This is a genomic window from Brachybacterium sp. UNK5269 (assembly GCF_049266655.1).
In the GTDB taxonomy this organism is placed as follows: domain Bacteria; phylum Actinomycetota; class Actinomycetes; order Actinomycetales; family Dermabacteraceae; genus Brachybacterium.
On record NZ_CP184883.1, the window covers coordinates 1,785,554 to 1,809,413 of the forward strand.

The 23,860-nt window shown below is 73.7% G+C and carries 23 protein-coding genes; 11 read left to right on the top strand and 12 right to left on the bottom strand.

Annotated features, from left to right (window positions below):
• Positions 1–526: 526 nt before the first annotated feature.
• Positions 527–1,558: an NAD(P)-dependent alcohol dehydrogenase gene (locus tag ACOJUI_RS08220; protein WP_422117558.1), complete on the top strand. Its 1,032-nt coding sequence runs from the start codon at positions 527–529 to the stop codon at positions 1,556–1,558.
• The gene (locus ACOJUI_RS08225; RefSeq protein ID WP_422117559.1) at positions 1,558–2,202 is read left to right on the top strand and encodes an HAD family hydrolase; all 645 of its coding nucleotides are present in this window, start codon (positions 1,558–1,560) and stop codon (positions 2,200–2,202) included. The genes ACOJUI_RS08220 and ACOJUI_RS08225 overlap by 1 nt, the downstream gene beginning before the upstream one ends.
• On the opposite strand, the gene ACOJUI_RS08230 is transcribed toward ACOJUI_RS08225, so the two are convergent.
• Positions 2,186–2,953 carry a TrmH family RNA methyltransferase gene (locus ACOJUI_RS08230; RefSeq protein ID WP_422117640.1) on the bottom strand — a complete coding sequence of 256 codons (768 nt, stop codon included), beginning with the start codon at positions 2,951–2,953 and terminating at the stop codon, positions 2,186–2,188. The two genes, ACOJUI_RS08225 and ACOJUI_RS08230, sit on opposite strands and share 17 nt — an antisense overlap.
• A gap of 85 nt (positions 2,954–3,038) precedes the next feature.
• Complete coding sequence (locus ACOJUI_RS08235; RefSeq protein WP_422117560.1) at positions 3,039–3,833, bottom strand: ABC transporter ATP-binding protein; 795 nt, start codon at positions 3,831–3,833, stop codon at positions 3,039–3,041.
• 133 nt (positions 3,834–3,966) lie between these two features.
• On the opposite strand from ACOJUI_RS08235, the gene ACOJUI_RS08240 reads away from it, so the two are divergent.
• Both ACOJUI_RS08240 and ACOJUI_RS08245 read left to right on the top strand, forming a co-directional pair.
• Positions 3,967–5,460 carry an RNB domain-containing ribonuclease gene (locus ACOJUI_RS08240; RefSeq protein WP_422117561.1) on the top strand — a complete coding sequence of 498 codons (1,494 nt, stop codon included), beginning with the start codon at positions 3,967–3,969 and terminating at the stop codon, positions 5,458–5,460.
• 52 nt (positions 5,461–5,512) lie between these two features.
• The gene (locus ACOJUI_RS08245; RefSeq protein WP_422117562.1) at positions 5,513–6,238 is read left to right on the top strand and encodes a hypothetical protein; all 726 of its coding nucleotides are present in this window, start codon (positions 5,513–5,515) and stop codon (positions 6,236–6,238) included.
• Between the two features lie 6 nt (positions 6,239–6,244).
• Here ACOJUI_RS08245 and glgA read toward each other — a convergent pair whose 3' ends face one another.
• Complete coding sequence (glgA, locus tag ACOJUI_RS08250; protein ID WP_422117563.1) at positions 6,245–7,438, bottom strand: glycogen synthase; 1,194 nt, start codon at positions 7,436–7,438, stop codon at positions 6,245–6,247.
• An 80-nt stretch (positions 7,439–7,518) separates the two neighbouring features.
• Here glgA and glgC point away from each other — a divergent pair, with 80 nt between their 5' ends.
• Together glgC and serB are read left to right on the top strand one after the other, a co-directional pair.
• A complete protein-coding gene (glgC, locus tag ACOJUI_RS08255) occupies positions 7,519–8,760 on the top strand; it encodes a glucose-1-phosphate adenylyltransferase (RefSeq protein WP_422117564.1) in 1,242 nt (413 codons plus the stop codon).
• Positions 8,757–9,407, top strand: a complete 651-nt coding sequence (serB, locus tag ACOJUI_RS08260; protein ID WP_422117565.1) for a phosphoserine phosphatase SerB — start codon at positions 8,757–8,759, stop codon at positions 9,405–9,407. The genes glgC and serB overlap by 4 nt, the downstream gene beginning before the upstream one ends.
• Before the next feature lie 56 nt (positions 9,408–9,463).
• On the opposite strand, the gene ACOJUI_RS08265 is transcribed toward serB, so the two are convergent.
• Positions 9,464–9,952, bottom strand: a complete 489-nt coding sequence (locus ACOJUI_RS08265) for a SixA phosphatase family protein (protein ID WP_422117566.1) — start codon at positions 9,950–9,952, stop codon at positions 9,464–9,466.
• A gap of 84 nt (positions 9,953–10,036) precedes the next feature.
• Complete coding sequence (locus ACOJUI_RS08270) at positions 10,037–10,762, bottom strand: beta-ketoacyl-ACP reductase (protein WP_422117567.1); 726 nt, start codon at positions 10,760–10,762, stop codon at positions 10,037–10,039.
• A gap of 153 nt (positions 10,763–10,915) precedes the next feature.
• Between ACOJUI_RS08270 and ACOJUI_RS08275 the strand changes: the two genes are divergently transcribed.
• The 5 genes from ACOJUI_RS08275 to ACOJUI_RS08295 all read left to right on the top strand — a co-directional run bounded on the left by ACOJUI_RS08275 (position 10,916) and on the right by ACOJUI_RS08295 (position 15,126).
• Positions 10,916–12,361 carry a hypothetical protein gene (locus tag ACOJUI_RS08275; RefSeq protein WP_422117568.1) on the top strand — a complete coding sequence of 482 codons (1,446 nt, stop codon included), beginning with the start codon at positions 10,916–10,918 and terminating at the stop codon, positions 12,359–12,361.
• Entirely contained in the window at positions 12,358–12,876 is a 519-nt protein-coding gene (locus tag ACOJUI_RS08280) for a hypothetical protein (RefSeq protein ID WP_422117569.1), read from the top strand. Before ACOJUI_RS08275 ends, ACOJUI_RS08280 begins: the two co-directional genes overlap by 4 nt.
• A complete protein-coding gene (locus ACOJUI_RS08285; protein WP_422117570.1) occupies positions 12,873–13,805 on the top strand; it encodes an SURF1 family protein in 933 nt (310 codons plus the stop codon). The genes ACOJUI_RS08280 and ACOJUI_RS08285 overlap by 4 nt, the downstream gene beginning before the upstream one ends.
• Positions 13,777–14,589: a glycerophosphodiester phosphodiesterase family protein gene (locus ACOJUI_RS08290; protein WP_422117571.1), complete on the top strand. Its 813-nt coding sequence runs from the start codon at positions 13,777–13,779 to the stop codon at positions 14,587–14,589. Before ACOJUI_RS08285 ends, ACOJUI_RS08290 begins: the two co-directional genes overlap by 29 nt.
• A gap of 186 nt (positions 14,590–14,775) precedes the next feature.
• On the top strand, positions 14,776–15,126 hold the full coding sequence (locus ACOJUI_RS08295; RefSeq protein WP_422117572.1) for an RNA polymerase-binding protein RbpA: 351 nt from the start codon (positions 14,776–14,778) through the stop codon (positions 15,124–15,126).
• A gap of 95 nt (positions 15,127–15,221) precedes the next feature.
• Here the strand turns inward: ACOJUI_RS08295 and ACOJUI_RS08300 are convergent, their stop codons facing one another.
• The 7 genes from ACOJUI_RS08300 to tatC are packed head-to-tail and all read right to left on the bottom strand — an operon-like array spanning position 15,222 to position 23,833.
• Positions 15,222–15,785 carry an FxsA family protein gene (locus tag ACOJUI_RS08300; protein ID WP_422117573.1) on the bottom strand — a complete coding sequence of 188 codons (564 nt, stop codon included), beginning with the start codon at positions 15,783–15,785 and terminating at the stop codon, positions 15,222–15,224.
• A 36-nt stretch (positions 15,786–15,821) separates the two neighbouring features.
• Positions 15,822–16,577, bottom strand: a complete 756-nt coding sequence (locus ACOJUI_RS08305; protein ID WP_422117574.1) for a polyprenol monophosphomannose synthase — start codon at positions 16,575–16,577, stop codon at positions 15,822–15,824.
• Positions 16,578–16,592: 15 nt separating this feature from the next.
• Positions 16,593–18,233 carry an apolipoprotein N-acyltransferase gene (gene lnt / locus ACOJUI_RS08310; RefSeq protein WP_422117575.1) on the bottom strand — a complete coding sequence of 547 codons (1,641 nt, stop codon included), beginning with the start codon at positions 18,231–18,233 and terminating at the stop codon, positions 16,593–16,595.
• Positions 18,230–18,997, bottom strand: coding sequence for a hypothetical protein (locus tag ACOJUI_RS08315; protein ID WP_422117576.1), 768 nt, complete (start codon positions 18,995–18,997; stop codon positions 18,230–18,232). The genes lnt and ACOJUI_RS08315 overlap by 4 nt, the downstream gene beginning before the upstream one ends.
• A 35-nt stretch (positions 18,998–19,032) precedes the next feature.
• Entirely contained in the window at positions 19,033–21,969 is a 2,937-nt protein-coding gene (locus tag ACOJUI_RS08320) for a DEAD/DEAH box helicase (protein ID WP_422117577.1), read from the bottom strand.
• A complete protein-coding gene (locus ACOJUI_RS08325; RefSeq protein ID WP_422117578.1) occupies positions 21,966–22,931 on the bottom strand; it encodes a diacylglycerol/lipid kinase family protein in 966 nt (321 codons plus the stop codon). The genes ACOJUI_RS08320 and ACOJUI_RS08325 overlap by 4 nt, the downstream gene beginning before the upstream one ends.
• Complete coding sequence (gene tatC / locus ACOJUI_RS08330) at positions 22,928–23,833, bottom strand: twin-arginine translocase subunit TatC (RefSeq protein WP_422117579.1); 906 nt, start codon at positions 23,831–23,833, stop codon at positions 22,928–22,930. Before tatC ends, ACOJUI_RS08325 begins: the two co-directional genes overlap by 4 nt.
• Positions 23,834–23,860 lie beyond the last annotated feature (27 nt).

Genomic DNA, 23,860 nt, shown 5'->3' on the forward strand with positions numbered 1-23,860 from the left:
ACACAAGGCCTCGGTGGGAACTGGTGGAAAATGTGGATGAGTCGGGTCGGTGGAGGAAAGATGCCCCTCGGGAACCCCTCGGAAGCCCCTCCGGAACTCCCGGCAGATGGCGGCTCGCTCCGCTGTTTCCGCAGGTGGGACGGTCGCGCAGGGCCGAACCGGCCTGCAGGGAGCCATCATGGGATCACGACGAGTCTCCCTTCTGTGGAGATCTCTGCGGAAAAGCCGTCAGCGGGGAGGAGAAATTATCCTCGGGAATGTGGATGAATGCCGTCGGGGGAGGAAAGATCACCCCGGCCCTGTGGAGAATCCTGCACTGTGGAGCAGATTCCCCTCCCCCAGGCACTGCACCGCACCCGCCGCGGATCTGCATCACGAGCGCCCCGCCCCCGCGGCCCGGGCTGCGCCTCCCCAGGCTCACCAATCCGCCGGTCCATCAGGAGGTGGTCCCGACAACGCACCGCCCGCCTCTGCGATCATGAGTCCTCGGACGCACCGAGAACCACGTCGAGTCGGAGGGACCCCCATGCGAGCGCTGATGCTGCACGAGAAGAACCGGATGGCCATCGAAGAGGTCGAGCCGGTCGGCTCCCCCGGCCCCGGCGAGGTCCGGATCGCCATGCACACCGTCGGCATCTGCGCCTCCGACGTGCACTACTGGACCGACGGCAAGATCGGTCCGTTCGTGGTCGAGGCGCCGATGATCCTCGGCCACGAGGGCTCCGGCACCGTCGTCGAGATCGGCGAGGGCGTCACGAACCTCGCCGTCGGCGACCGGGTGGCGATGGAGCCCGGCGTGCCCAGCCCCTCCTCCCGCGCGGTGCGCGAGGGCAACTACAACGTCGACCCCGACGTGCAGTTCTGGGCCACCCCGCCGGTCCATGGCTGCCTCACCGACGAGGTCATCCATCCCGCGGGCTACACCTTCAAGCTCCCCGACAGCCTCAGCTTCGCCGAGGGCGCCCTCATCGAGCCCTTCTCGGTGGGCATGTTCGCCGCCACCAAGGCGGGCATCAAGCCCGGCGATGTGGCGGCCGTCGTCGGCGCCGGCACCATCGGCATCATGACCGCGATCGCCGCCCGCGCCGGCGGGGCGAGCACCGTCTTCATCAGCGACGTGCTGCCGCAGAAGCTGGCCCTGCTCGAGGGGCTCGAGGGCATCGTCCCGGTCGACGCCACGCAGGAGGACCTGGGCGAGCGGGTCCGGGCCGAGACCGGCGGCTGGGGGCCGCAGGTCGTCTTCGAGGCCACCGGCGCCGCTCCCGCCTACAAGAAGCTGTGGAGCCTGCCGGCCCCCGGCGGCCGCATCGTGCTGGTGGGCATGCCGGTGGATCCGGTGCCCTTCGACATCGCCACCGCCCAGAGCCGCGGCATCTCGCTCGAGACCGTGTTCCGCTACGCGAACGTGTACCAGAAGGCGATCGACCTGGCCGCGTCCGACGGGGTCGACCTCAGCCGCTTCGTCAGCGAGACCTTCGCCTTCGACGACTCGGTGCAGGCCTTCGAGCGCTTCCTCGAAGGGCGGCCGACGGACGTGAAGATCCAGATCACGCTCTGATGCCCCGTCAGGTGCTGCTCGACCTGGACGGCACCCTGGTGGACCGGCAGCGGGCCTTCGAGGACTGGGCGCAGGCCTTCCTCGCCGACCTCGGGGCCGGGGAGCGGGACCTCGCGTGGCTGCTGGCGGCCGACGAGAACGGATACCGGCCGCGCCGCGAGCTCGCCACGGTGATCCGGGACCGCTTCCGACCGGCCGCGACCGTCGCCGAGATCGAGCAACGCCTGCAGGACGAGGTCGTCGAGGGCATCTCCTGCTACCCCGGGGTGAAGGGCGCCCTGCGCAGGCTGCGGGCGCAGGGCGTCGAGCTGGTCCTGGTCACGAACGGGACGGTCGCCCAGCAGACCGCCAAGCTCGAGCGCACCGGTCTGGCGGCGCTGCTCGATGCGGTGGTGATCTCCGAGGCGGTCGGGGTGAAGAAGCCGCAGGCGCGGATCTTCGCGCTCGCCCGCGGCTCCCGCGCACCCGGCGACGGGGTGTGGATGGTCGGGGATCACCCCGGGGCCGACATGGCGGGGGCCCGCGCGGCCGGGCTGCTGACGGCCTGGGTCTCCCACCACCAGCCCTGGCCGCACGGCTGGCAGCCGACGCTCAGCGCCCCGAGCACCGCGGAGGTCCTGACGCGGCTCAGCGACCGCTGCTGAGCGCCGCCCGCCGCTGCCAGAACACGACCGCGCTCGCCGCGGCCACGTTCAGGGAGTCCACTCCCCCGGCCATCGGGATCACCACGTGCTCGTCGGCCGCCCGCAGCGTCGCGGGCTTCAGCCCATGCCCCTCGGCGCCGAGCACGAAGGCGACCTTGCGCTCCGGGCCGAGATCCACCGCATCCAGCGCCACCGCGCCGTCGGTGAGCGCGAGGGCGAGCACGTCGAAGCCGGCCTCGTGCAGCAGGTCGATGCCCGGCTGCGGCCAGGCGTCCAGCCGGGTCCACGGCACCTGGAACACGGTGCCCATCGACACCCGGATCGAGCGTCGGTACAGCGGATCGGCGCACTGCGGGGTCACCAGCACCGCATCGACGCCCAGCGCCGCGGCGGAGCGGAACATGGCGCCCACGTTCGTGTGGTCCACGATGTCCTCGAGGATCGCGACGGTGCGGGCGGTGCGCAGCAGCTCGGCAACCGGGGGCAGCACCGGGCGCTGCATGGCGGCGAGCGCACCGCGGTGCAGGTTGAAGCCGGTGAGCTGCTCGATCATCTGCTCCTGGCCCAGGTACACGGGCACCTCGGGGAACTGCGAGTACAGCGGCGCGAACTTGTCCTGCCACCTCTCGCCCATCAGGAAGGAGCGCGGGACCATCCCGGCCTCCAGCGCCCGGGAGATCACCTCATAGCTCTCGGCCATGAACAGGCCCCGCTCCACCTCGACCCGCGAGCGCAGGCGCACATCGGTCATGCGCAGGTAGTCGTCCAGCGCCGGGTCCGCCAGATCGGTGATCGGGCGCAGCTGCGCCGGCGCGGCGGGATCGCTCACCGGCGGCTCAGTCCAGGGACAGCGAGCGGGCGGTGAAGCGCTCGCCGCGCTGCTCGACGATCAGCGGCAGGCCGAAGGTGAGGGTGAGGTTCTGGGAGGTGAGGGTCTCGGCGATGGGGCCGGCGGCCACCAGGGAGCCCTCGCGCAACAGCGCCACATGGGTGTAGCCGGGCGGGATCTCCTCGACATGGTGGGTGACCAGCACGGTCACCGGCGTCATCGGGTCCTTCGCGAGCCGGCCCAGGGTGCGCACGAGCGCCTCGCGGCCCCCGAGGTCCAGACCCGCGGCGGGCTCGTCCAGCAGCAGCAGCTCCGGGTCGGTCATCAGCGCGCGGGCGGCGAGCACGCGCTTGCGCTCACCGGTGGAGAGGGTGCCGAACAGGCGCCCGGCCAGGTCGCCGACCCCGAAGGCGGACAGCAGGGTGCGGGCGCGGTCGAGGTCGACCTCGTCGTACTCCTCGCGCCAGCGGCCCACCACCCCGTAGCCGGCGGTGACCACGACGTCCTCCGCAGTCTCGTCGACCGGGATGGTGTCGGCCAGCTCCTGGCTGGCCAGGCCGATCAGGGGGCGCAGCTCGAAGATGTCGACCCGGCCCAGCCGCTCGCCGATGATGTCGACGGTGCCGCTGGTGGGGTGCATCCGCGCGGAGAGCAGGCGCAGCACCGTGGACTTCCCGGCGCCGTTGGGGCCGAGGACCGCCCAGCGCTCGCCCTCGGCGATCTCGAGGGAGACGGAGTCGAGGATGTCGGTCCCGCTGCGTCGGACGGTGACATCGTTCAGGGAGGCTGCTGCGACGGACATGGTCCGAGCCTATCCTCCCCGGGCGCCTGGCCGGGAACGCCTCCGCGGCCGGGGGCGCCCCCGCGGCTCCGTCCCCGCGCCGCGTCGCCGCCATAGACTGACCGCGCCCGAACCGCCGACCCTGGAGGTCCCCGTGCCGCACCGGCCCGTCTCAGTGCACGCCCCGCGCGGTTCGGTGGCCGCCGACCTGATCCGCGCGGGCATCGATGCCCTGCTGGCCGAGCACGGCGGCGAGGTGCCGCTCCGCTTCCCGCCCGCGGTGGTCGCCGAGGCCGAGCGCGCGGCCGCCCGGGAGATCGACGGCGCGGCGCGCACCGACCGCACCGACGTCCCCTTCGTGACGCTGGACCCCGCGGGCTCCACGGACCTCGACCAGGCGATGCACCTCGAGCGCACCGCGCAGGGGTACCGGGTGCTGTACGCGATCGCCGACGTGCCCTGGTTCGTCGACCTCGACGGCGCCCTGGACCAGGAGGCGCGCCGGCGCGGCGAGACCCTCTACCTGCCCGATCGGCGGATCCCCCTGCACCCCGAGGTGCTCTCCGAGGGGGTCGCCTCGCTGCTGCCGGACCAGGAGAGCCCCGCCTTCGTCTGGGTGCTCGACCTCGATCACCGCGCCGAGGTGCGCGGCATCGACCTCGAGCGCAGCCGGATCCGCTCGCTCCGCCGGCTCGCCTACGACCGGGTGCAGGAGCAGCTGGACCGCGGCGAGGGCGATCCGATGATGGTCCTGCTGCAGGAGCTCGGCGCCCTGCGCACCCGCCTCGAGGCGGAGCGCGGCGGGGCGAGCCTGAACGTGCCCGAGCAGGAGGTCGAGGCCGCCGACGGCACCGTGCGCCTGACCTGGCGCCGCCCCCATCCCATCGAGGACGCCAACGCCCAGATCTCCCTGATGACCGGCATGGCCGCCGCCTCGCTGATGCTCGAGCACGGGGCGGGGATCCTGCGCACCATGCCGCCGGCCGAGGAGTCGGCCGTGGAGCGGTTCCGCCGGCAGGCCGAGGCCCTGGGCGTCCCCTGGGCGTCCGCGCAGAGCTACGGGGAGTTCCTGCGCTCGCTGGACTGGCGGGAGCCCGCGCACCTGGCCCTGCTGAACCAGGCCGGCTCCCTGTTCCGCGGCGCCTCCTATGCGGCGTTCACCAGCGCCCAGGAGGTGCCCGAGGACCCGGCGCAGGCGGCGATCGCGGCCCCGTACGCGCACACCACCGCCCCGCTGCGGCGCCTGGTGGACCGCTTCGTGCTGCTGGTCTGCCATGACCACGTCCGCGGGAGGCGTCCGGCGCCCGAGCTGCTGGCCGCCCTCGGGGAGATCCCCGAGGCGATGCGGGTCGCCGGGGCCCGGGCCGGGGAGCTGGAGCGGGCGGCGGTCGAGCTGGTGGAGACCGCCGCGCTCGCCGCCTGGGAGGGTGAGACCTTTCAGGCCGCGGTCATCGAGCGGCGCGAGAGCCGGTCCCGCGACGGCGCCGAGGCCCCGGTCCGCATCGAGGTGCAGCTGACGGAGCCGCCGGTCACCGCCTGGGTGCCGATGGACGCCGCGGTCGGCGAGGTCGTGCGGGTCACCCTGGAGTCCGTGGACCCGGCGCGGCGCCGCGCGGTGTTCGTGCCGGCCGCGGCGGAGGCGGCATGAGCGAGGCAGCCGCCGGCCGTGACCTGGTCGCCCTCCCCGCGCCGCGGTCCTCATGCTGTGGAGTGCGGCGTACCTGCGCGGCGACGTCGGCCCCGACGACGCCTCCCAGCTGAGCTTCGGGGTGGGTCGCAGCGGTCCCAGCGGCCAGGGCGAGGACCTGTTCGGCTGGATGACCAGCCTGCGCCGGCTGCCGCTCGCGCAGCTGCGCCTGGTGCTGCCCGCCCCCGGCCGGCTCGCGGGGCTGGTCGGCCCGCCGGAGGCGATCGTGCCGGCCCTCGAGGCGGAGCAGGCGATCGTGGTCACCGCCGCGGGGATCGCGGACCACACGCTGGTCCCGGTGATCACCCCCATCGAGCACGAGGGGCGGCCGGCCCACGCCGTGAGCTGGCTGCGCGTCCCGGCGCCGCTGGGCCGCCACGTCGCCCCCGCCGGCTCGGGCCACGCCCGCCAGGAGCTGCTGCAGGCGCTGCGCCGGGCGGCCGAGGGCAGCGTGGAGCTGGACCTGGTGCCCGACGAGCCGGTCGAGCCCGCCCGGATCCCGCCCACCTGGATCTCGACCGCGCTGCCGCGTCACGTCGACGTGTCCTCGGCGCACCTGCTGGTGCTCGCCGCGCGCACCCTGCTGCTGACCCGCTCCGAGATCGACGAGGGGCACGGGCACACCGTGCACCTCGCCGAGGCCCTGGCCCGCCGGGGATTGCTCGACGAGCTGCACGACGTGGCCCGCGGGGCGCTGGTCGAGGCCGTCGAGCGGATCGTGGCCGAGATGGTCGGCTGAGCGGGATCAGCCCCGGCGCTCGAGCACGGTCCGGTAGACCTCCAGGGTGCGCTCGGCGATCGAGGCCCAGGAGAAGTGCTCGGCCGCGCGGCGGCGCGAGGCCTCCCCCATCTGCGCGGCCCGCGCCGGGTCGGAGACCATCCGCACCAGCGCGTCGCGGAGGTCGCCGATGAAGCGCTCGGGGTCCACCGGGGTGCCGGTGCCGTCGGTGAGCTGCTCGATCGGGACCAGGTAGCCGGTCTCCCCGTCGACCACGACCTCCGGGATGCCGCCGGTGGCGGAGGCCACCACGGGGGTCCCGCAGGCCATCGCCTCGAGGTTCACGATGCCCAGCGGCTCGTAGACGCTCGGGCAGACGAAGGTGGTGGCGTGGGTGAGGACCTGGGTCAGCTCGTGGCGCGGCAGCATCTCGGTGATCAGGTGCACGTTGTCACGGGAGCGGGAGAGCTCCTGGACCAGCGAGCGCACCTCCTCGGCGATCTCCGGCGTGTCCGGGGCGCCGGCGCAAAGGACCACCTGGTAGTCCGTCGGCAGTTCACGCACCGCGCGCAGGAAGTACGGCAGGCCCTTCTGGCGGGTGATGCGGCCGACGAAGACGATGGTCGGGGCCTCGGGGTCGATGCCGCGGGCGGTCAGCGCCGAGGTCTCCGGGTTCGGGGACCACTGCTCGAGGTCGATGCCGTTGTGGACCACGTGCACCGCGGCCGGATCCACGGCGGGGTAGGACCGCAGGATGTCGTCGCGCATGCCGCTGGAGACGGCGATGACCCCGGCGGCGCCCTCGTAGGCGGTGCGCTCGGCGAAGGAGCTGAGCTGGTAGCCGCCGCCGAGCTGCTCGGCCTTCCAGGGCCGCAGCGGCTCGAGCGAATGGGCGGAGAGCACGTGCGGGGCGCCGTGCAGCAGGGAGGCGATGTGCCCGGCGAAGTTCGCGTACCAGGTGTGGGAGTGGATCAGGTCCGCCCCGGCGCAGTCCGCCGCGATCAGCAGGTCCGTGCCGAAGGTGGACAGCGCCGCATTGGCGCCCTCCAGCTCGGCGGGCGTCGTGTAGGAGAAGACCCCCGCCTCCTCCCGCTCCGCCCCGAAGGCCCGCACCCGCACCTCGACGTGCGGCCGCAGCACCTTGGTGAGCTCGGCGACGTGGACGCCGGCCCCTCCGTAGACCTCCGGCGGGTACTCCTTGGTGATCAGATCGACGCGCATTCCGACTCCTTCTCCGTCACCGGATGACAAATGGATGATTCCGGGCGTGACGGGAACCACCTCTGGACTATCCTCGCATCATGTCGTCCAAAAAGGTCCTCGCCATCGTTCTCGCCGGGGGCGAGGGGAAGCGGCTGATGCCCCTGACCCTCGACCGGGCCAAGCCCGCCGTCCCCTTCGGCGGCATCTACCGCCTCATCGACTTCGCGCTGTCGAACATCGTGAACTCGGGGTTCCTGAAGATCGTGGTGCTGACCCAGTACAAGTCGCACTCCCTGGACAAGCACATCGCGCAGACCTGGCGGATGAGCTCCCTGCTGGGCAACTACGTCGCCCCGGTCCCCGCCCAGCAGCGCATGGGCAAGCACTGGTTCCGCGGCTCCTCGGACGCGATCGCCCAGTCGCTGAACCTCATCCACGACGAGGAGCCCGACTACGTGGTGGTGGTCGGCGCCGACAACATCTACCGCATGGACTTCTCGCAGATGCTCGATGCCCACATCGAGTCCGGCAAGTCCTGCACGGTGGCCGCGATCCGGCAGCCCAAGGAGCTCTCCGACCAGTTCGGCGTCATCGAGACGGACCCCTCGGACCCGACCACCATCAAGGCCTTCGTGGAGAAGCCGAAGCAGACCGAGGGGCTCGCCGACGACCCCGACTCGATCCTGGCCTCGATGGGCAACTACATCTTCGACGCCGACGCCCTGGTGGCCGCCGTCGCGAAGGACGCGCAGGACGAGACCAGCAACCACGACATGGGCGGCGACATCGTCCCCTTCTTCGTCGAGAAGGACGATGCGGCGGTCTACGACTTCATCCACAACGTGGTGCCCGGCTCCACCGAGCGCGACCGCGACTACTGGCGGGACGTCGGCACGCTGGACGCGTTCTACGACTCCCACATGGACCTCATCTCGATCCACCCGGTGTTCAACCTCTACAACGCCGACTGGCCGATCTTCACCGGGCACCGCAACGAGCCGCCGGCGAAGTTCGTGCACGCCGGGCCCGGCCGGGTGGGCTCGGCCGTCGACTCCGTGATCTCCCCCGGGGTGGTGGTCTCCGGGGCGCAGGTCTCGAGCTCGATCCTCTCCCCGGGGGTGCGGGTGAACTCCTGGTCCTCCGTGTCCGACTCGGTGCTGATGGACGGGGTGACGGTCGGGCGGCACTGCCAGATCCACCGCGCGATCATCGACAAGAACGTCGTGGTGCCCCCGCGCACCCAGATCGGCCTGGACCACGAGAAGGACCGGGCGCGCGGCTGGATCGTCTCCGAGTCCGGCATCACCGTGATCGGCAAGGGCACGGTCATCGCGCCGTGAGGCGCGCAGCAGGTCTGCTGGTCTCCGACGTCGACTCGACCTTCCTGACCCAGGAGGTCATCGAACTGGTCGCCGACCATGCCGGGGTGCGGGAGCAGGTCGAGGAGATCACCACCGCCGCGATGCGCGGGGAGCTGGACTTCGCCGCCTCCCTGCGCGCCCGGGTGGCACTGCTCGAAGGGCTCGACGAGTCGGTGCTGGCGGCGGTGCGCGCCGTCCTGGTGCCGACCCCGGGCGCGCTCGAGCTGATGCGGCGCGCGGCGGCCGCCGGGTGGGTGACCGCACTGGTCTCCGGCGGCTTCCACGAGGTGATCGACGAGCTCGCCGCGGAGGCGGGCATCGACCACGTGCGCGCCAACCGCTTCGAGATCGTCCGGGGCCGCTTCACCGGCCGGGTCTCGGGGCCGATCATCGACGGCGCCGCCAAGCGCCGCGTGCTCGAGGAGCTCGCCGAGCGCCACGGGGTGCCGACCGGGCGGATCATCGCCCTCGGCGACGGCGCGAACGACCGCGAGATGCTGCGCGCCTCGGGCACCGGGATCGCCTTCCGGGCCAAGCCCGCGCTGCGCGAGGTGGCCGACGTGGTGATCGACGGGGAGTCCCTGCTGGAGGCCTGGCCCCACCTGGAGGCCGCCGCCGCCTCCTGAGCCGCGCCCCGGGGGCGGACGATCCCAGGGGCGGACGGTCTCAGGGGCGGACGGTCTCAGGGGCGGACGATGGTGTGCAGGCGCAGGGAGTCCTCGTCGAGCGCGGACCAGTCGGCCAGGGAGCCCGAGAGCACCGCCATCGCACCGGTCGGCAGGCCGATGCGGGCCTGCGCGATCGAGCCCGAGTCGGAGTCGTCGTCGGCCAGCAGCGAAGTCAGGGCCGCCATCGTCGGCTCATGGCCGACGACCATCACCACCGGGTGCTCCGGCGGGACCGCACGCAGCAGGGCGAGCAGCTCGGTGCGGCCGCCGCTGTAGATCTCCTCGTGCAGCGTCACCTGACCCTCGAAGCCGGGCATCTGCGAGGCGACGGCCTGCCAGGTCTGCGCGGTCCGCACCGCGTCCGAGACCAGCACCCGGGAGACCTGCACGTTCTGCGCGGCCAGGTACTCGCCGACCAGCTCGGCCTGGCCCACCCCGCGCCGGGCCAGCGGGCGCTCGTGGTCGGGCTGTCCGGAGCCGTGCTCCGCCTTCCCGTGACGCATCAGGAGCAGCAGACGACTGTCGGGGTCCGGGGATGACATGGGGGTGCGTTCACGCCTTCGGGGTCACGGTGGTGGGGGTCGGGATCAGTGTCCCATGCCCAGACCGCCGTCGACGGGGATCACCGCTCCCGAGATGTACGCCGCATCGTCGCCGGCGAGGAAGGCGACGGCCTTGGCGACCTCGGTGGGATCGGCGAAGCGGCCGGCCGGGATGGCCTTGCGATAGGCGGCCTGCAGGTCCTCGGACAGCGCCTGGGTCATCTCGGTGTCGATGTACCCCGGGGCGACCACGTTGGCGGTGATGCCGCGCGAGCCCAGCTCGCGGGTCAGTGCCCGGGCGATGCCGATCAGACCGGACTTCGAGGCGGCGTAGTTGACCTGGCCGGGCGAACCGTAGAGGCCCACCACGGAGCTGATCAGGACGATGCGGCCCTTCTTGGCCCGCATCATCGACTTGATGACCCGCTTGACGGTGCGGAAGGAGCCGGTGAGGTTGGTGTCGAGCACGGTCTCGAAGGACTCGTCGCTCATCCGCAGCAGCAGCTGGTCGTCGGTGATGCCGGCGTTGGCCACGAGCACCTCGATCGGTCCGTGCTCGGCCTCGACCGTCCTGATCGCCGCGTCGAGGCTCTCCCCGTCGGTCACGTCGGCGGCGACGGTGAGCGCACCGTCCGGGCCTCCGCTGCCCGAGCGGCTGGTCACCGCGACCTTGTCGCCGCGACGGAGGAACTCCTCGGCGATCGAGCGGCCGATGCCCCGGTTGCCTCCGGTGATCAGGACACTGCGCGGCACGGGGGTGGCGTCGGACATGCGGACTCCTAGCTGAGGGGACGAAATGCGAGCTGAGATGCGGTGCGGGCTGACGCCCGGCCGGATGCGCGTGCTCTACGATACGGGGCGAGACAATGTCGGGATCCATGGGGGAGCCCGGTCCACGCACAGAGCCTCGGAAGGCGCTACCAGATGGCATATCGCTTCAACCCTCCGCCGAACTGGCCGATCGACGACGCCGGCTGGACCCCGCCGCCCGGATGGCAGCCGGATCCGTCCTGGGGTCCCGCACCGGAGGGGTGGAACTTCTGGATCGACGCCGAGACGAGCGGGGCGGCCGACGGCGCCGAGCAGGCCGAGCCGGCGGGCGATGACGCCACCCGCGTCGTCTCCACCGATCAGCAGCTCGGCGGCGACGCGCAGGGCGAGCCCCACGGCCGCCACGAGGCGGTGCCCGCCGCCGCGGAGGACATGCCCGCCGCACCGGCCTTCGGGGAATCGGCGCCGGGCGCCGACGACGACGCCACCCACGTGGCCGGCACCGACCCGCACGACGCGCCGGGCGCCGAGGCCGCCAACGGCTCCGCCACCGCGGAGTACGAGGGTCCCGACCTGCAGTCGGATCTCTCGCAGCAGGCGCCCTACGAGTCCGCGCAGGACCAGGGCTACGGCGCCGCCGCCGGTGCTTCCGCGGCAGCGGCCGGCGCGACCGCCGCGGGCGCGGCGCCGGAGCACTCGCAGGCCGCTCCCGGCTACGGCCAGGCCGCCCCCGAGTCGGGCTACGGCCAGCCCGCCCCCGCGCCCGGCTACGGCCAGGGCTCCCCGGCCCCGGGCTACGGGCAGGGTTCGCCCGCCCCCGGCTACGGGCAGGGCTCCGCCTCGGACTACCCGGCGGCGAACTACTCCCAGGGTTCCCCCGCGGGCGCCGGCTGGACCGCCTCCACCCAGCCCGGGGAGGCGCCCCGCAAGGGACTGCTGCAGCGCTTCTGGTGGGTCGGCTGCATCATCGCCGCCCTGCTCGTGCTCGCCCTCGTCGCCGTCGGCGGCATCGTGCTGCTGAGCCGCGGCGGCGGCGACGACACCGCCGGTGGCGGGGTCGAGACCTCCCAGGGGCAGACCACCGAGGCGCCCACCGAGGAGGACCCCACCGCGGAGCCCACGGAGGAGCCGAGCGACGAGCCCGCCGAGGAGACCCCCACCCCGACCGACCTGGCCACCATCGACCCGTCGGCCCAGGCGGTCGACATCGTGGGGCTGGACGGCACCGGCACCATCGCCGTGCACATGGCCTACGTGCCCGGCAGCGAGCTGGTGGACAGCTGGGACGGCGGCCCCATGGAGGACGGCGAGTACGGCGACTACCTGGTGCTGACCGCCAAGCTGACCGTCACCGAGGGCACCTTCGAGAGCCTGAACCCCTTCCAGTTCACCATCAAGACCCCGTACGGCGGTGAGGTCACCCCCTCGAGCAACAGCTACTCGCTGGAGGGCTCGGGCCTCGACTTCACCCCCGCCGACGGCTTCCAGGCCGGCGACGAGTACACCATCAAGGTGCTCTACGAGGTCCAGCGCGCCGGTGGCAACACGCTGAACTTCACCACCTACGTCGACGACTACTCCTGGGAAGTCCCTGCGTGACCCAGGGTCAGCGCTTCAACCCGCCGCCGCACTGGCCGGAGCCCCCGCAGGAGGGGTGGGTCCCGCCGACGGACTTCCGCCCCGACCGCTCCTGGGGACCGGTCCCGGCCGGGTGGAGGCTCTGGCTCACCGATGCGCTCGTCGACCGCGGTGAGGCGCCGCTGCAGGACTCCGAGGACGTCCCGGCCAGCGGCGCCCGCCCGCGGCGACGAGCGCAGCAGTACCCGATCTCCGTGCTGAACCCGGGGATGTGGACCGAGAACCCGCTCGAGGAGGACGACCACGGCTTCCCGCCCGCGACGCCGGTGCGCAGCCGCCCCCGGCTGCGGCTGGGACTGACGATCGCCGTCACCGCGCTCGGCTTCGTGCTGGCGGCGCTGACGGCGGTGCTGTTCGTGCTGCTGGTCGACTTCGCCGTGGAGGACCTGCCGGGCCGGATGGCGGAGACCTCGGGGCATCTGCGCAGCTCCCTCACGGGACCCGGGGTGGGAGCCTCCGCTCCGGACCGCGCATGACCAGCCGCTCCTCCCGACTGCGCAGCCTGCTGGGACGCGAGACCCTGCTGGGGCTGGTGGCCGTGCTGGTGCTGGGCGGGGTCTGCGTGGCGCTGGGCTTCTGGCAGTTCGGCCGCTACGAGGACCGTCGCGATGCCGCCGCCGTCGTCGAGGCGAACTACGCCGCCGCCCCCGTCCCGCTCGAGACGGTGCTGTCCGATCCCGCGGAGCCGCTCGCGAGCCAGGACGACTGGACCCCCGTGGCGCTGGACGGCAGCTACTGCACCGAGGCGGACTGCGTCCTGTACGTGCGCAACCGTCAGCTCTCCGGTGAGGTGGGCTTCTGGCAGCTGGTGCCGTTCCGCTCCGAGGACGGCGCCACTGTGCTGGTGGTGCGCGGATGGGTGCCGCAGGCCGACGACGGCTCGGTGCCCGCGGACGCCCCCGCCGTCCCGGCCGGCGAGCTCACCGCCACCGTGCGGATGCGCCCCGCCGAACCCCTGCTGGACCGCGAGCTGCCCACCGGCCAGGTGCACTCGGTGCATCCGCCCCAGATCGCGGCGCTGCTGGGCCTGCCCCCGAGCTCCCTGGTCACCGGGGCGTACGGGGAGCTGGCCGACGAGGAGCCGTCCGCGGCGCGCCCGGCCGCGCTGCCGGCTCCGGACACGTCGCTCGGCCCCCATCTGTCCTACGCGTTCCAGTGGTGGATCTTCGCGCTGTTCTTCCCCGGGGCGCTGGTCTTCAACCTGCGTCAGCGCTACCAGGACCTGGCCGCGGGCGAGCAGGACGCCGCGAGCGCCGGCGCGGGCCCCCTCCCCGCCCCGGCGGCGGACCCCGCCGCCACCGCCGCCGAGACGACCGATCTTCGCCCCCGCCGCGCCGTCCGCGCGCGCCGCCGGGGCCATGACGAGGAGGAAGAGGATGCCCTCATCGACCGGCAGGCCCCCTGAGCGGACCGCCACCCCCGGCCGGCGGTTCCTGCCCGGCCCGCGGCCGCGGCGGATCGCCCACCGCGGCCTGGCCCCCGACGGGGCGGAGAACACCCTGCGCGCCTTCGAGCAGGCCCTCGCGGCCGGCGCGGACATGCTCGAGACCGACACCCGCGCCACCGCCGACGGCCTCGCGCTGGCCGTCCACGACGAGGACCTCCGGCGCGTCGCGGCGGATCCGCGGCGGATCGACCAGCTCAGCGCCCGGGAGGCCGGGGCGGTGCGGCTGGCCGGGGACGAGCCGCTGGCGATGCTCGAGGACGTGCTGGGCACCTTCCGCCATGTCCCCGTCAACATCGACATCAAGACCGCCGCGGCGATCGGCCCCGCGGTCGCCGCGATCGCCCGCACCCGCAGCGCCGACCGCGTCTGCGTGGCCGGCTTCGACGGCGCGGTGGTGCGCCGGGCCGTCGCCACCGTCCATGCCGCCACCGGGACCCGCCCGGTGCGCAGCCCCGGGATGGGAGTGATGCGCGCCTTCTTCGCCGCCCGCGCCGTGGAGGCGCCGGCGGCCGTGATCGCCCGCCTGCTGGCCCCCTACGGGGCGCTGCAGATCCCTCCCAGCTACCAGGGCGTGCCGCTGATCACCGAGGCCAATGTCGCCGCCGCCCACCGGGCGGGCTGCGAGGTGCACGCCTGGACCGTCGACGAGCCTGTGACCATGCAGAAGCTGCTGGTCAAGGGCGTGGATGGTATCATCACCAATCGCGTCGACCTGCTCACGGAGCTGCTCGACGGCGAGTGACGCGACGTCGCCCGCCGACGCGGCCGAGCCCGGTCGTGACGCGCGGGGTCGGCTGGTCCCGGGAACAGAACCGACCCTGCGGACGTTGAACCGTCCGTGACGTCCCCGTGCCGTGGGACGCCAGATCGACCACAGACCTCCGGGCGCACCGCCCGACCTCTATCCCCGGCAGGAAGCGAGAACCGCATGAGCAGCCGCAGCTTGCGAGGCACCCGACTGGGCTCCCTCTCCATGGAGACCGACGAGGGAGTCCTCGCCGCACCGCGCCAGGAGTCCGTCTACGACTGCCCCAATGGCCACACCATCGTCCTTCCCTTCTCGGTCGAGGCCGACGTGCCGGCCGTGTGGGAGTGCCGCTGCGGCGCCTCCGCGCTGCTGCGCGACCACGAGCGGCCCGAGGCGAAGCCCGGCAAGCCCGTGCGCACCCACTGGGACATGCTGCTGGAGCGCCGCAGCGAGGAGGAGCTGCAGGTGCTCCTGGACCAGCGTCTGGAGCTGCTGCGCGCCGGCAAGCTCCACCAGCGCCGGAACCTCTGAGCCCGGGGCCGCTTTCGGCGGCCTGCTGACAGTGCAGCGCCCCCGTCCCGCCCTCAGGGCGGAGCGGGGGCGCTGTCGTCCCGCCGGGCGGGCGGTCAGTCCTGGATGAGGGTGGGCGGGACGCCGCCCCCGTCGCCGCGATCGGCGGGACGGTTCTCGAGGATGATCTCCCCGTCGATGACCCCGGTGCCGGAGCGGCGGTACAGGACCCTCCGCGCCCCCGCGGAGCCGCCGCCCAGGCCCATCGCCGCGACGGAGCGGCGCTGCACCGGGGTGAGCAGCAGGACCAGGCCGATGAGGTCGGTCAGCAGGCCCGGGAAGAAGAAGCACAGGGCCGAGAGCAGGGTGAAGGCCGGGCGCGAGAGATGGTCCTGCACCTCGCCGCGGCCCCGCACGGCCCGCACCAGGGAGCGCAGCCGCACCCAGGACTGCTGCCCGGCCGCGACCACCAGCGCCACGCCGACCACCCAGCCCACGACCACGATCAGCACCGCCCACCAGAGGCTGGTGTTGACGCCGATGAGCACCAGGATCGCGAGCTCGGCCAGGCCCAGCGCGATGATCGCGAGCGGCAGCATCCTCGACCAGCGGGACGTGGGCGCTGCGGCGCCGGTGCCCGCGCCGGGCGGGCCGCTCCGGCGGTGCGGCGATGAGCTCACGGCGGGCTCCCTTCCTCGGGGTGGACTCCGTCCAGACTAGTGCAGGGCGCTCCGAAGCTGCTGGGCGCGCCGTGCCAGTCCCCAGAGCGTCACCTTGACCAGCGCCTCCCGCACGATCGCCGGGGACATCTTGCTGGCGCCCTCGGTGCGCTCGTCGAAGTCGATCGGGACCTCGGTGATCACCGCGCCCAGCTCGCGGGCGCGGCGGGTCATGTCGACCTGGAAGCAGTACCCCTGGGAGGCGATGTCGCCGGCCAGCAGCTGCTCGAGGAGCTCGGCCCGGAAGACCCGGAAGCCGGCGGTGGCGTCGTGCACCCCCAGTCCCATCAGCACCCGCACGTAGACGTTCGCGCCGTGGGAGAGCAGCAGCCGGCGCAGCGGCCAGTCGTGCACCGCTCCCCCGGGCACCCAGCGGGAGCCGATCGCCAGATCGGCGCCGCGGCGCACCGCCTCCAGCAGGGCGGGCAGCTGCTCGGGGCGGTGGGAGGCATCGGCGTCCATCTCCACCAGCTGCTCGAAGCCCCTCTCGAGGCCCCAGGCGAAGCCGGCCAGGTAGGCCGGTCCGAGCCCCTGCTTCCCGGCCCGGTGCAGCACGTGCACGGCGGGGTCCCGCTCCGCCTCGGCGGCGGCCCACTGCCCGGTGCCGTCCGGGGAGGCGTCGTCGACGACCAGCACCTGCGCGGCGGGCACGGCGGCCCGCAGCCGGGCGAGGGTGCCCGGCAGCGCCTCCCGCTCGTCATAGGTGGGGATCACCACGAGGGTCGGGGGCAGCGGGGAGCTGGAGGGGTGCACGCGCGATCGGTCTCCTCAGCGGCGGGGGCGGGGGCGGGCAGGGCGGGCGAGGGCCCGGCGGTCACCGGTCAGCGCCGCCAGGACGCCGAGCACGCCCACCGCGGACAGCGCGAGCGCGATCCAGGGTCCGGCGGCGACGGCGGGGGTGAGGCCGGTGCGCAGCGGGACGTCGGCCAGCAGCGCGCCCTGCTCCCAGTGGCCCACGAAGTCGATCCGGCGGCCCTCGGGGCTGAAGATCGCGGAGTGGCCGACGGTGGAGATGTGGACGACGCTGCGACCGGAGACGACGGCCATCACCTTCGCCTCGGCGAGCTGCTGGATCGCCTCGTGGGAGTCGCCGAACAGGGCGTTGTTGGACTGCACGACCACGACCTCCGCGCCGTCGCGCACCACGTCCCGCACCAGGTTGTCGTAGGCGATCTCGAAGCAGATCAGCACCCCGACGGTGTCCTCGCCGAGGCCGAGGCCGCCGAGGTCCATCACCCCGACCTCCTCGCCCGGGATCATGTCCAGGGAGATCAGGTCGACCTTGTCGGTGAGCAGGCGGAAGAAATCGCGCTCGGGGACGTACTCGCCGAAGGGCACCGGGTGGCGCTTGGAGTACTCGTAGGGAGTGGTGCCCTCGGGCGTGTACAGCAGCGACTGGTTCAGCCGCCCGCTCTCCCCCACCCGCGTCTGGGTGCCGACCAGCAGCGGGGCGCCGGCGTCGGCGGAGGCGCGGATCAGCTGCTCGGCCGTCCACGGGTCCTGGCGGGGGTCGACGCCGGTGGAGTCCTCGGGCCAGACGATCAGGTCCAGCGCGGTGCCCCGGGCCTCGGCCTCGCCGATGACGTCGCGGGTGACGGCCAGATGGTTCGTGAACACGTCGTCGGGCATGGTGTACGAGACGGGATCGATCGCCCCCATGGAGCCCTGGATGGCGGCGACCGTCATCGTGGGCCGCTGCTCCGGGGCGCGGTTGACGGGGTGCGGGACCACCACGGCGGCGAGGATCGCCGCGACCGCGACCGCGCAGGGCCAGACCCCGGAGAAGCCGGTCAGGCCGCGGTGGCGCCGGCCCAGCAGGGCCAGCGCCCCGTTCAGCAGCAGCTGTCCGAGCAGGGCGACGACGAAGGCCAGCCCCGCCATGCCGATCCAGGGGCCGAGGTTCAGCAGCGGGGAGTCGGCCAGCGCGAAGCCGCTGGCTCCCCAGGGCAGCCCGCCCCAGGGGACGTGGCTGCGCAGGGTCTCCGCGCCCACCCAGAGGGCGGAGACCACGATCGCGGTGGACAGGCCCAGGCCGCGGCGGACCATCACCGCGCGCGCCAGCACGCCGAAGACCACGATGTAGAGGGCCTCGACGACGCCGAGCGCGATCCAGGGCATCGAGCCCGCGTAGGTGCTGGCCCATTCGGTCAGCGGGATGAAGAAGGCCATGCCCCACAGCAGCGAGACGGCCGCCCCCAGCCAGGCCGAGCGCACCAGCAGTCCGGCGCCGAGCAGGGCGAGGGAGACCGGCAGCAGCATCCACAGGTCGTAGGGCGGGAAGGCGAGCAGGGCGCAGAGCCCTCCGAGGACGCCGCAGACCAGGGCGATCGGCCACGGGGTGGGATCGACCTCGTCCCGGGGGCGGCGCGCAGCGGGTCGGGGCGGCGCGGTGCGCGCGGGGGCGCTCATGAGCCGTCCGCTCCCAGCTCGTCGTGCACGATCCGTCCCGCCACCACGGTGCGCAGGGCCCGCGGGGAGCCCTGGTCGAGGTCGGGCAGCAGGGGCGTGCGGGCGCGGGGATCGGTGGACCAGGTCTCCACCCGCTCGGCCCGGGACTGCACGGTGAGGTCCCAGGGCTCCCAGAGCACGAAGGTCGCCTCGACGCCGGTCTGCAGGGAGCCGGGATGGCGCCGGCCGGCGACGCGCTGGCCGCCGCGGGTGGCCGCGAGGAAGGCGGCGCGGTCGCTGATGCGCTGGGCGGCGGGGCTGGTGCGGGCGGCGCCGCGCACCCAGTCCCAGGGGTCGGCGGCCGCGGCCCGGCCGGCGGAGCCGAAGGCCAGCGGGGTGCCGGCCCCGAGCAGGTCGAGGTAGTCGGCGCGCTCGGTGACGGGCGCGACGATCCGGACGCCCTCGCGCTCCCCCGTCGGCCCCGGCAGGCGCAGCACGATGCCGCGAGCGGCGGCGGCGGCGTCCTGCGCCGGGTCGGGCTGGGAGCCGTCCGCGGTGGCGGCGGCGTCGACGAAGCCGGGCGTGACCAGGCAGCCGGTGGCGTCGACGCGCTGGGCGTCGCCGTGCAGGAGGAGGGCGGAATCCTCCGGGCCGGTCCAGGCGATCAGGCCGTCGGCGACCAGCATCGCGGAGGCCTCAGGGTCCTTGGAGCTGTACAGCACGATGCCGGTGTACAGGGTGGCGGCGGGCGCGGAGCCGGTCGCCGGGGCGTCGTTCACAGTCACGTCCTCCAGTTTCTCGTGTGCGCCTGGGAGAACGCTCAGCGGTCGATCTCCTGGGCCACCAGGCCCCGTCGCACCGCCCGCACCGCGGAGCGGGCCACGGCCCCCAGCTCCTCGTCGGCGGTGAGCTGGTCCAGCAGGTCGATGACCTGTCGGCAGTGGCGCACGAAGTCCCCGGGGGGCAGGTCGTTGTCGGCCAGGGCGGCGGCGAGGTGGGCGCCGCGGGCCCAGCGGTGCACGATCGCGGCGATGGCCGGGTCCGGCGGGGTGGTCGGGGTGATCCCGTGGCGGGACTCCGCGGCCTGGAGGCGGGCGGCCAGGCGCGCGGAGGCCGCCAGGGCGGCATCGACCGCGGGGTCCGGGATCAGCTCGGGGGCGCGGTCGTCGCGCCGGGTCTCGTGGACCGCGGCGGAGACCACCGCGGCCAGACCAGCGGCGTCCAGCCCCCGCCAGGCGCCGTGCTCGAGGCATTCGGCGATCAGCAGGTCGCGGTCGCTGAACAGGCGCCGCAGCCGCAGCCCGCTGGTGGTGGGTCGCAGCGAGGGCGTCCGCCCGTCCTGCCCATCCTCCCCGGTCCGCTCGCGCTCGAGGTAGCCGAGCTCCATTAGCAGGTCGGTGAGATGGTCGAACTGCCGGGCCAGGGAGCTGGTGCGGCCGCGGATCCGGCGCTGGACGCCGGCCAGCTCGGAGCGCGTGCGCCGCCAGCGGCCCACCCAGCGCAGATGGGACTCGAGGTCGGGGCAGTGCGCGCAGGGGTGCGCGGCGAGCTGGTCCCGCAGCTCCCGCAGCAGCGGGTCCGAGGCGGCGCTGGAGGGGGTGCGCCCGGCGCGGCGGCGGACCTCCCGCCGGACGTCGTCGTCCTTCCCGGCCAGGCGCTGGCGCAGCGCGGCGGCGGTGTCCTTGCGGACCTTGCCGCTGCCCAGGGTCTCCTGGCGCGGCAGTCGCAGGGTGTCGATGACGGCGGGCGGCGAGGGGACGTCCCCGGGGCGCAGGCTGCGGCGGCGCCCCTCGGTGTCCAGCAGGTCCACCTGCGGGCCCCCGAGCACGGCGCGGTCCACCTCGAGCACCACGGCGTAGCCGCGGCGCTTGCCGCTGGGCAGCGCGATCACCTCGCCGCGGCGCAGATCGCCGAGCACGGAGCGGGTGCGGTCGCGGTCGGCCGCGGCGCGGGCGGCGGCCAGGGACTTCTCCCGCTCGGCGACCTGCTCCTGGATCTGGGCGTACTCCAGCAGATCGCCCCGCTCGCAGCTGACGGCCCGGCGGTAGGACTCCGCGGTGTCCTCGAGCTCCCGGGCGCGGCGGGCCAGCCCCACCACCGAGCGGTCCGCCTGGAACTGCGCGAAGCTGGTCTCGAGGGTCTCCCGGGCGCGGGAGAGGTCGAAGCGGTCCAGCAGGTTCACGGCCATGTTGGGGGTGGGCCGGAAGGCGGAGCGCAGCGGATAGGTGCGCTTCGAGGCGAGGGCGGCGACGGCGGGGGCGTCGAAGCGGGGCCCGGCGATGACCACCGCATGGCCCTCGGGATCGATGCCGCGCCGGCCGGCGCGGCCGGTGAGCTGGGTGAACTCCCCCGGGGTGAGGTCGGCGTGCTCGACGCCGTTGAACTTCACGAGCTTCTCCAGCACCACCGAGCGGGCCGGCATGTTGATGCCCAGGGCGAGGGTCTCGGTGGCGAAGACGACCTTGATCAGCCCGCGCGCGAACAGCTCCTCGACCACGGTCTTGAGCAGCGGGAGGATCCCGGCGTGGTGGGCGGCGTAGCCGTCGAGCAGGGACCGGCGGAACGCGGCGATCCCCAGCACGTCCTCGTCCTCGACCCCGATCCCCGCGAGCCGCTCGTCGAGCACCGCGCGGATCTCCCGCCGCTCGGCGTCGTCGGTCAGCCGCAGCCGGGCCCGCGCGCACTGCTGCACGGCGCCCTCGCAGCCGGCGCGGGAGAAGATGAACATGATCGCGGGCAGCAGGGCGGCGTCGTCGAGCAGCTCCACGACGTCGGGGCGCCGCAGGGGTCGGGCGGACCCCGCCCCGAGCCCGCCGCGGGCGGCGCCGCCGCGCGCCTCGCCGCGCTCCTCCCCGCCCCGTCCGGCGCCCCTGCGCAGGTGGGGAGGCTTGTGCTGGCCGGACCCGCGGGGACGGTGGCGACCGCTGGTGCCCTTGCGCCCGGCGTAGGCGCTGCCGCGCCGGCCCCCGGTGCGCTCGTCGACGGGAAGGGAGAAGGAGGTGATCCGCTCGATCGCGGGGTTCACGCGGCGGTCGCGGCGGGCGCCGGGTCCGTGGGAGACGACCGCCTCGCCGTCCTCGTCGACGAACAGGTCCAGCAGCTCGTCGCCGACGATCACGTGCTGCCACAGCGGCACCGGGCGGGTCTCGGAGACCACGATCTCGGTGCTGCCGCGCACCTCCTGCAGCCAGGCGCCGAACTCCTCCGCGTTGGAGACCGTGGCGGACAGGGCCACCAGCTGCACCGAGCGGTCCAGGTGGATGATGACCTCCTCCCAGACCGGTCCGCGCAGCCGGTCGGCGAGGTAGTGCACCTCGTCCATCACCACGAAGCCGAGCCCGGCCAGCAGGTCGGAGTCCGCGTACAGCATGTTGCGCAGCACCTCGGTGGTCATCACCACCACCTCGGCGTCGGGGCGGATCGAGGTGTCACCGGTGAGCAGGCCGACGCGGTCCGCGCCGAGCCAGTCGACCAGCTCGGCGAACTTCTGGTTCGACAGCGCCTTGATCGGGGCCGTGTAGAAGACCTTGTGGCCGCGGGAGACGGCGAGGTGGACGGCGAACTCGCCGACCACGGTCTTTCCGGCCCCGGTCGGGGCGGCGACCAGCACGGAGCTGCCGCGCTCCAGCGCGCGGCCGCCGGCGAGCTGGAAGTCGTCGAGCTCGAAGGGGTAGCGAGCGGTGAAGGCGCTCAGCTCCGAGCCGGCGGCGGCCTGCTCGGCCGCCCAGCGGGCGTACTTCTCGGCCGGTGAGGTCATGACGCTCCTTCGGTGCCGGGGACCTCCCCGCGGGCTGCGGAGAGGTCGGCGAGCAGTCGCACCGCGCCGGGCAGCACCCGCGCGGTCAGCGGGAGCAGGGCGCGGGGCTCCCCGTCGGCGTAGGCGCGCAGGTCGCGACCGTGGCGCAGCCCCACGGTGACCTCCCGCACCGGGCGGATCTCGAGGGCGTCCAGCGAGGTGTGGGTGCCGCGGTACACCCGCGGGAAGAAGCGCAGCAGCTGCGCCCGGCCGAGGCCCGCCACCGAGGTGAGCTCGAGGACGCCGTCGTCGACCCGGGCCTCGGGCACCATCCTCATGCCCCCGCCGAAGACGCCCGAGCTGGACAGGGTCAGGATGGTCGCGTCGAGCTCGATCCGCTCGCCGCCGTCGATCTCGAGCCAGTACGGCAGCGGGGCGAAGGAGGGCAGCTCCCGCAGCAGCGCGGTCGAGTAGCGCACGGTGTGGCCGCGGCCGGCGCGGTTGGCGCGGGCGTTGACCAGGGCGTCGAAGCCGAGGTTGACGTTGCCCAGGGCCAGCGAGCGGTGCGGGAGGGAGCGCTCGCCGGCGGCGAGGATCTCGATCGCGTCGATCGTCACCACCGGGCGGGAGAGGGCGTGCAGCAGCGCCCGGGTGGAGTCCTCGGGGGCGTTGATGGGCAGTCCCAGCGCGCGGGCGAAGTCGTTGCCGCTGCCGGCGGGGACGATGCCCAGCCGCACCGGGGTGCCGGCCACGATCTCGGCGCCGAGGGAGACGGTGCCGTCACCGCCGACCACCACCAGGGCGGTCAGCGAGTCGCGGACCTCCTCGGCCCGGGCGCGGGCCACATGGGCCGACGGGCCGGAGATGTCGACCACCGAGATCCCGGCCAGTCGCAGCAGGTGACCGACCTGGCGGCCCACGCGGTGCGCCGCCCCCAGGGCGGCGGCAGGGTTCGCGAGCAGGCCGACCCGGAGTCTGCTCACCGCCCGTCCTCGTCATCGAGGCGCGAGGGCCCCTCGATGGGCTCGACCTCGTCGTCGATCCGGCTGGCCTCGTCGTCGCGCAGGCCGTCGTCCCCGGAGGTCCTCGCGCGGCGGCGGTCGTGCAGCAGCGCGATCACGATGGCCCCGAAGAAGAGGCTCGAGATGGCCGCGGACATGGCGATCAGGGTGATCGGCTCGGGCGTCGGCACCATCACCGCGGTGAAGGCGAAGCTGAGGAAGATGATCCAGCGCCAGGCCTTGAGCATCGACTTCCCGCTGACCAGGCCCATGAAGTTCAGCAGCACCATGACCACCGGGATCACGAAGGCCACGCCGAAGGCGAGCATGGTCTTGATCAGCAGCGCCAGGTACTGGTCGTAGGGGATGATCTGCGCGGTCGCGCCCTCGGTGGGGGTGAAGCTCATCAGCACCGGGACCAGCTGGCTCACGGCCCAGTACCCGGCCACGCAGCCGAGGAAGAACAGCGGGATCGCGCTGCCGAAGAAGCCGATCGCGTACTTGCGCTCGTTCTTGTGCAGACCGGGCATCACGAACAGCCAGACCTGCAGCAGCAGCATCGGCGAGGAGAGGATCAGCCCGATGTACGCGGCCATCTGGAGCTTGACGTTCAGCCCCTGGCCCACGCCCTGGAAGTTGATGAGCGCCTGCAGGTCCGATTCCTCGCCGGCCGCCTCGATCGGCGCCTTCACCGCGTCGAAGACCCAGGGGAACAGGAACCAGCCCACGATCGACAGCAGCAGCACCGTGACGGCGCTGATCAGCAGCCGGTTGCGCAGCTCGACGAGGTGCTCGCCGAGGGACATCCGCCCTTCGGGGTCCCTGCGGGACCTCTTCGAGGCGGTGGCCCCGGCCTGCTCGCGTCCCTGCGTGTCACTCGCCACGGATCTGCTTCCTCCCAGCGCTTAGCG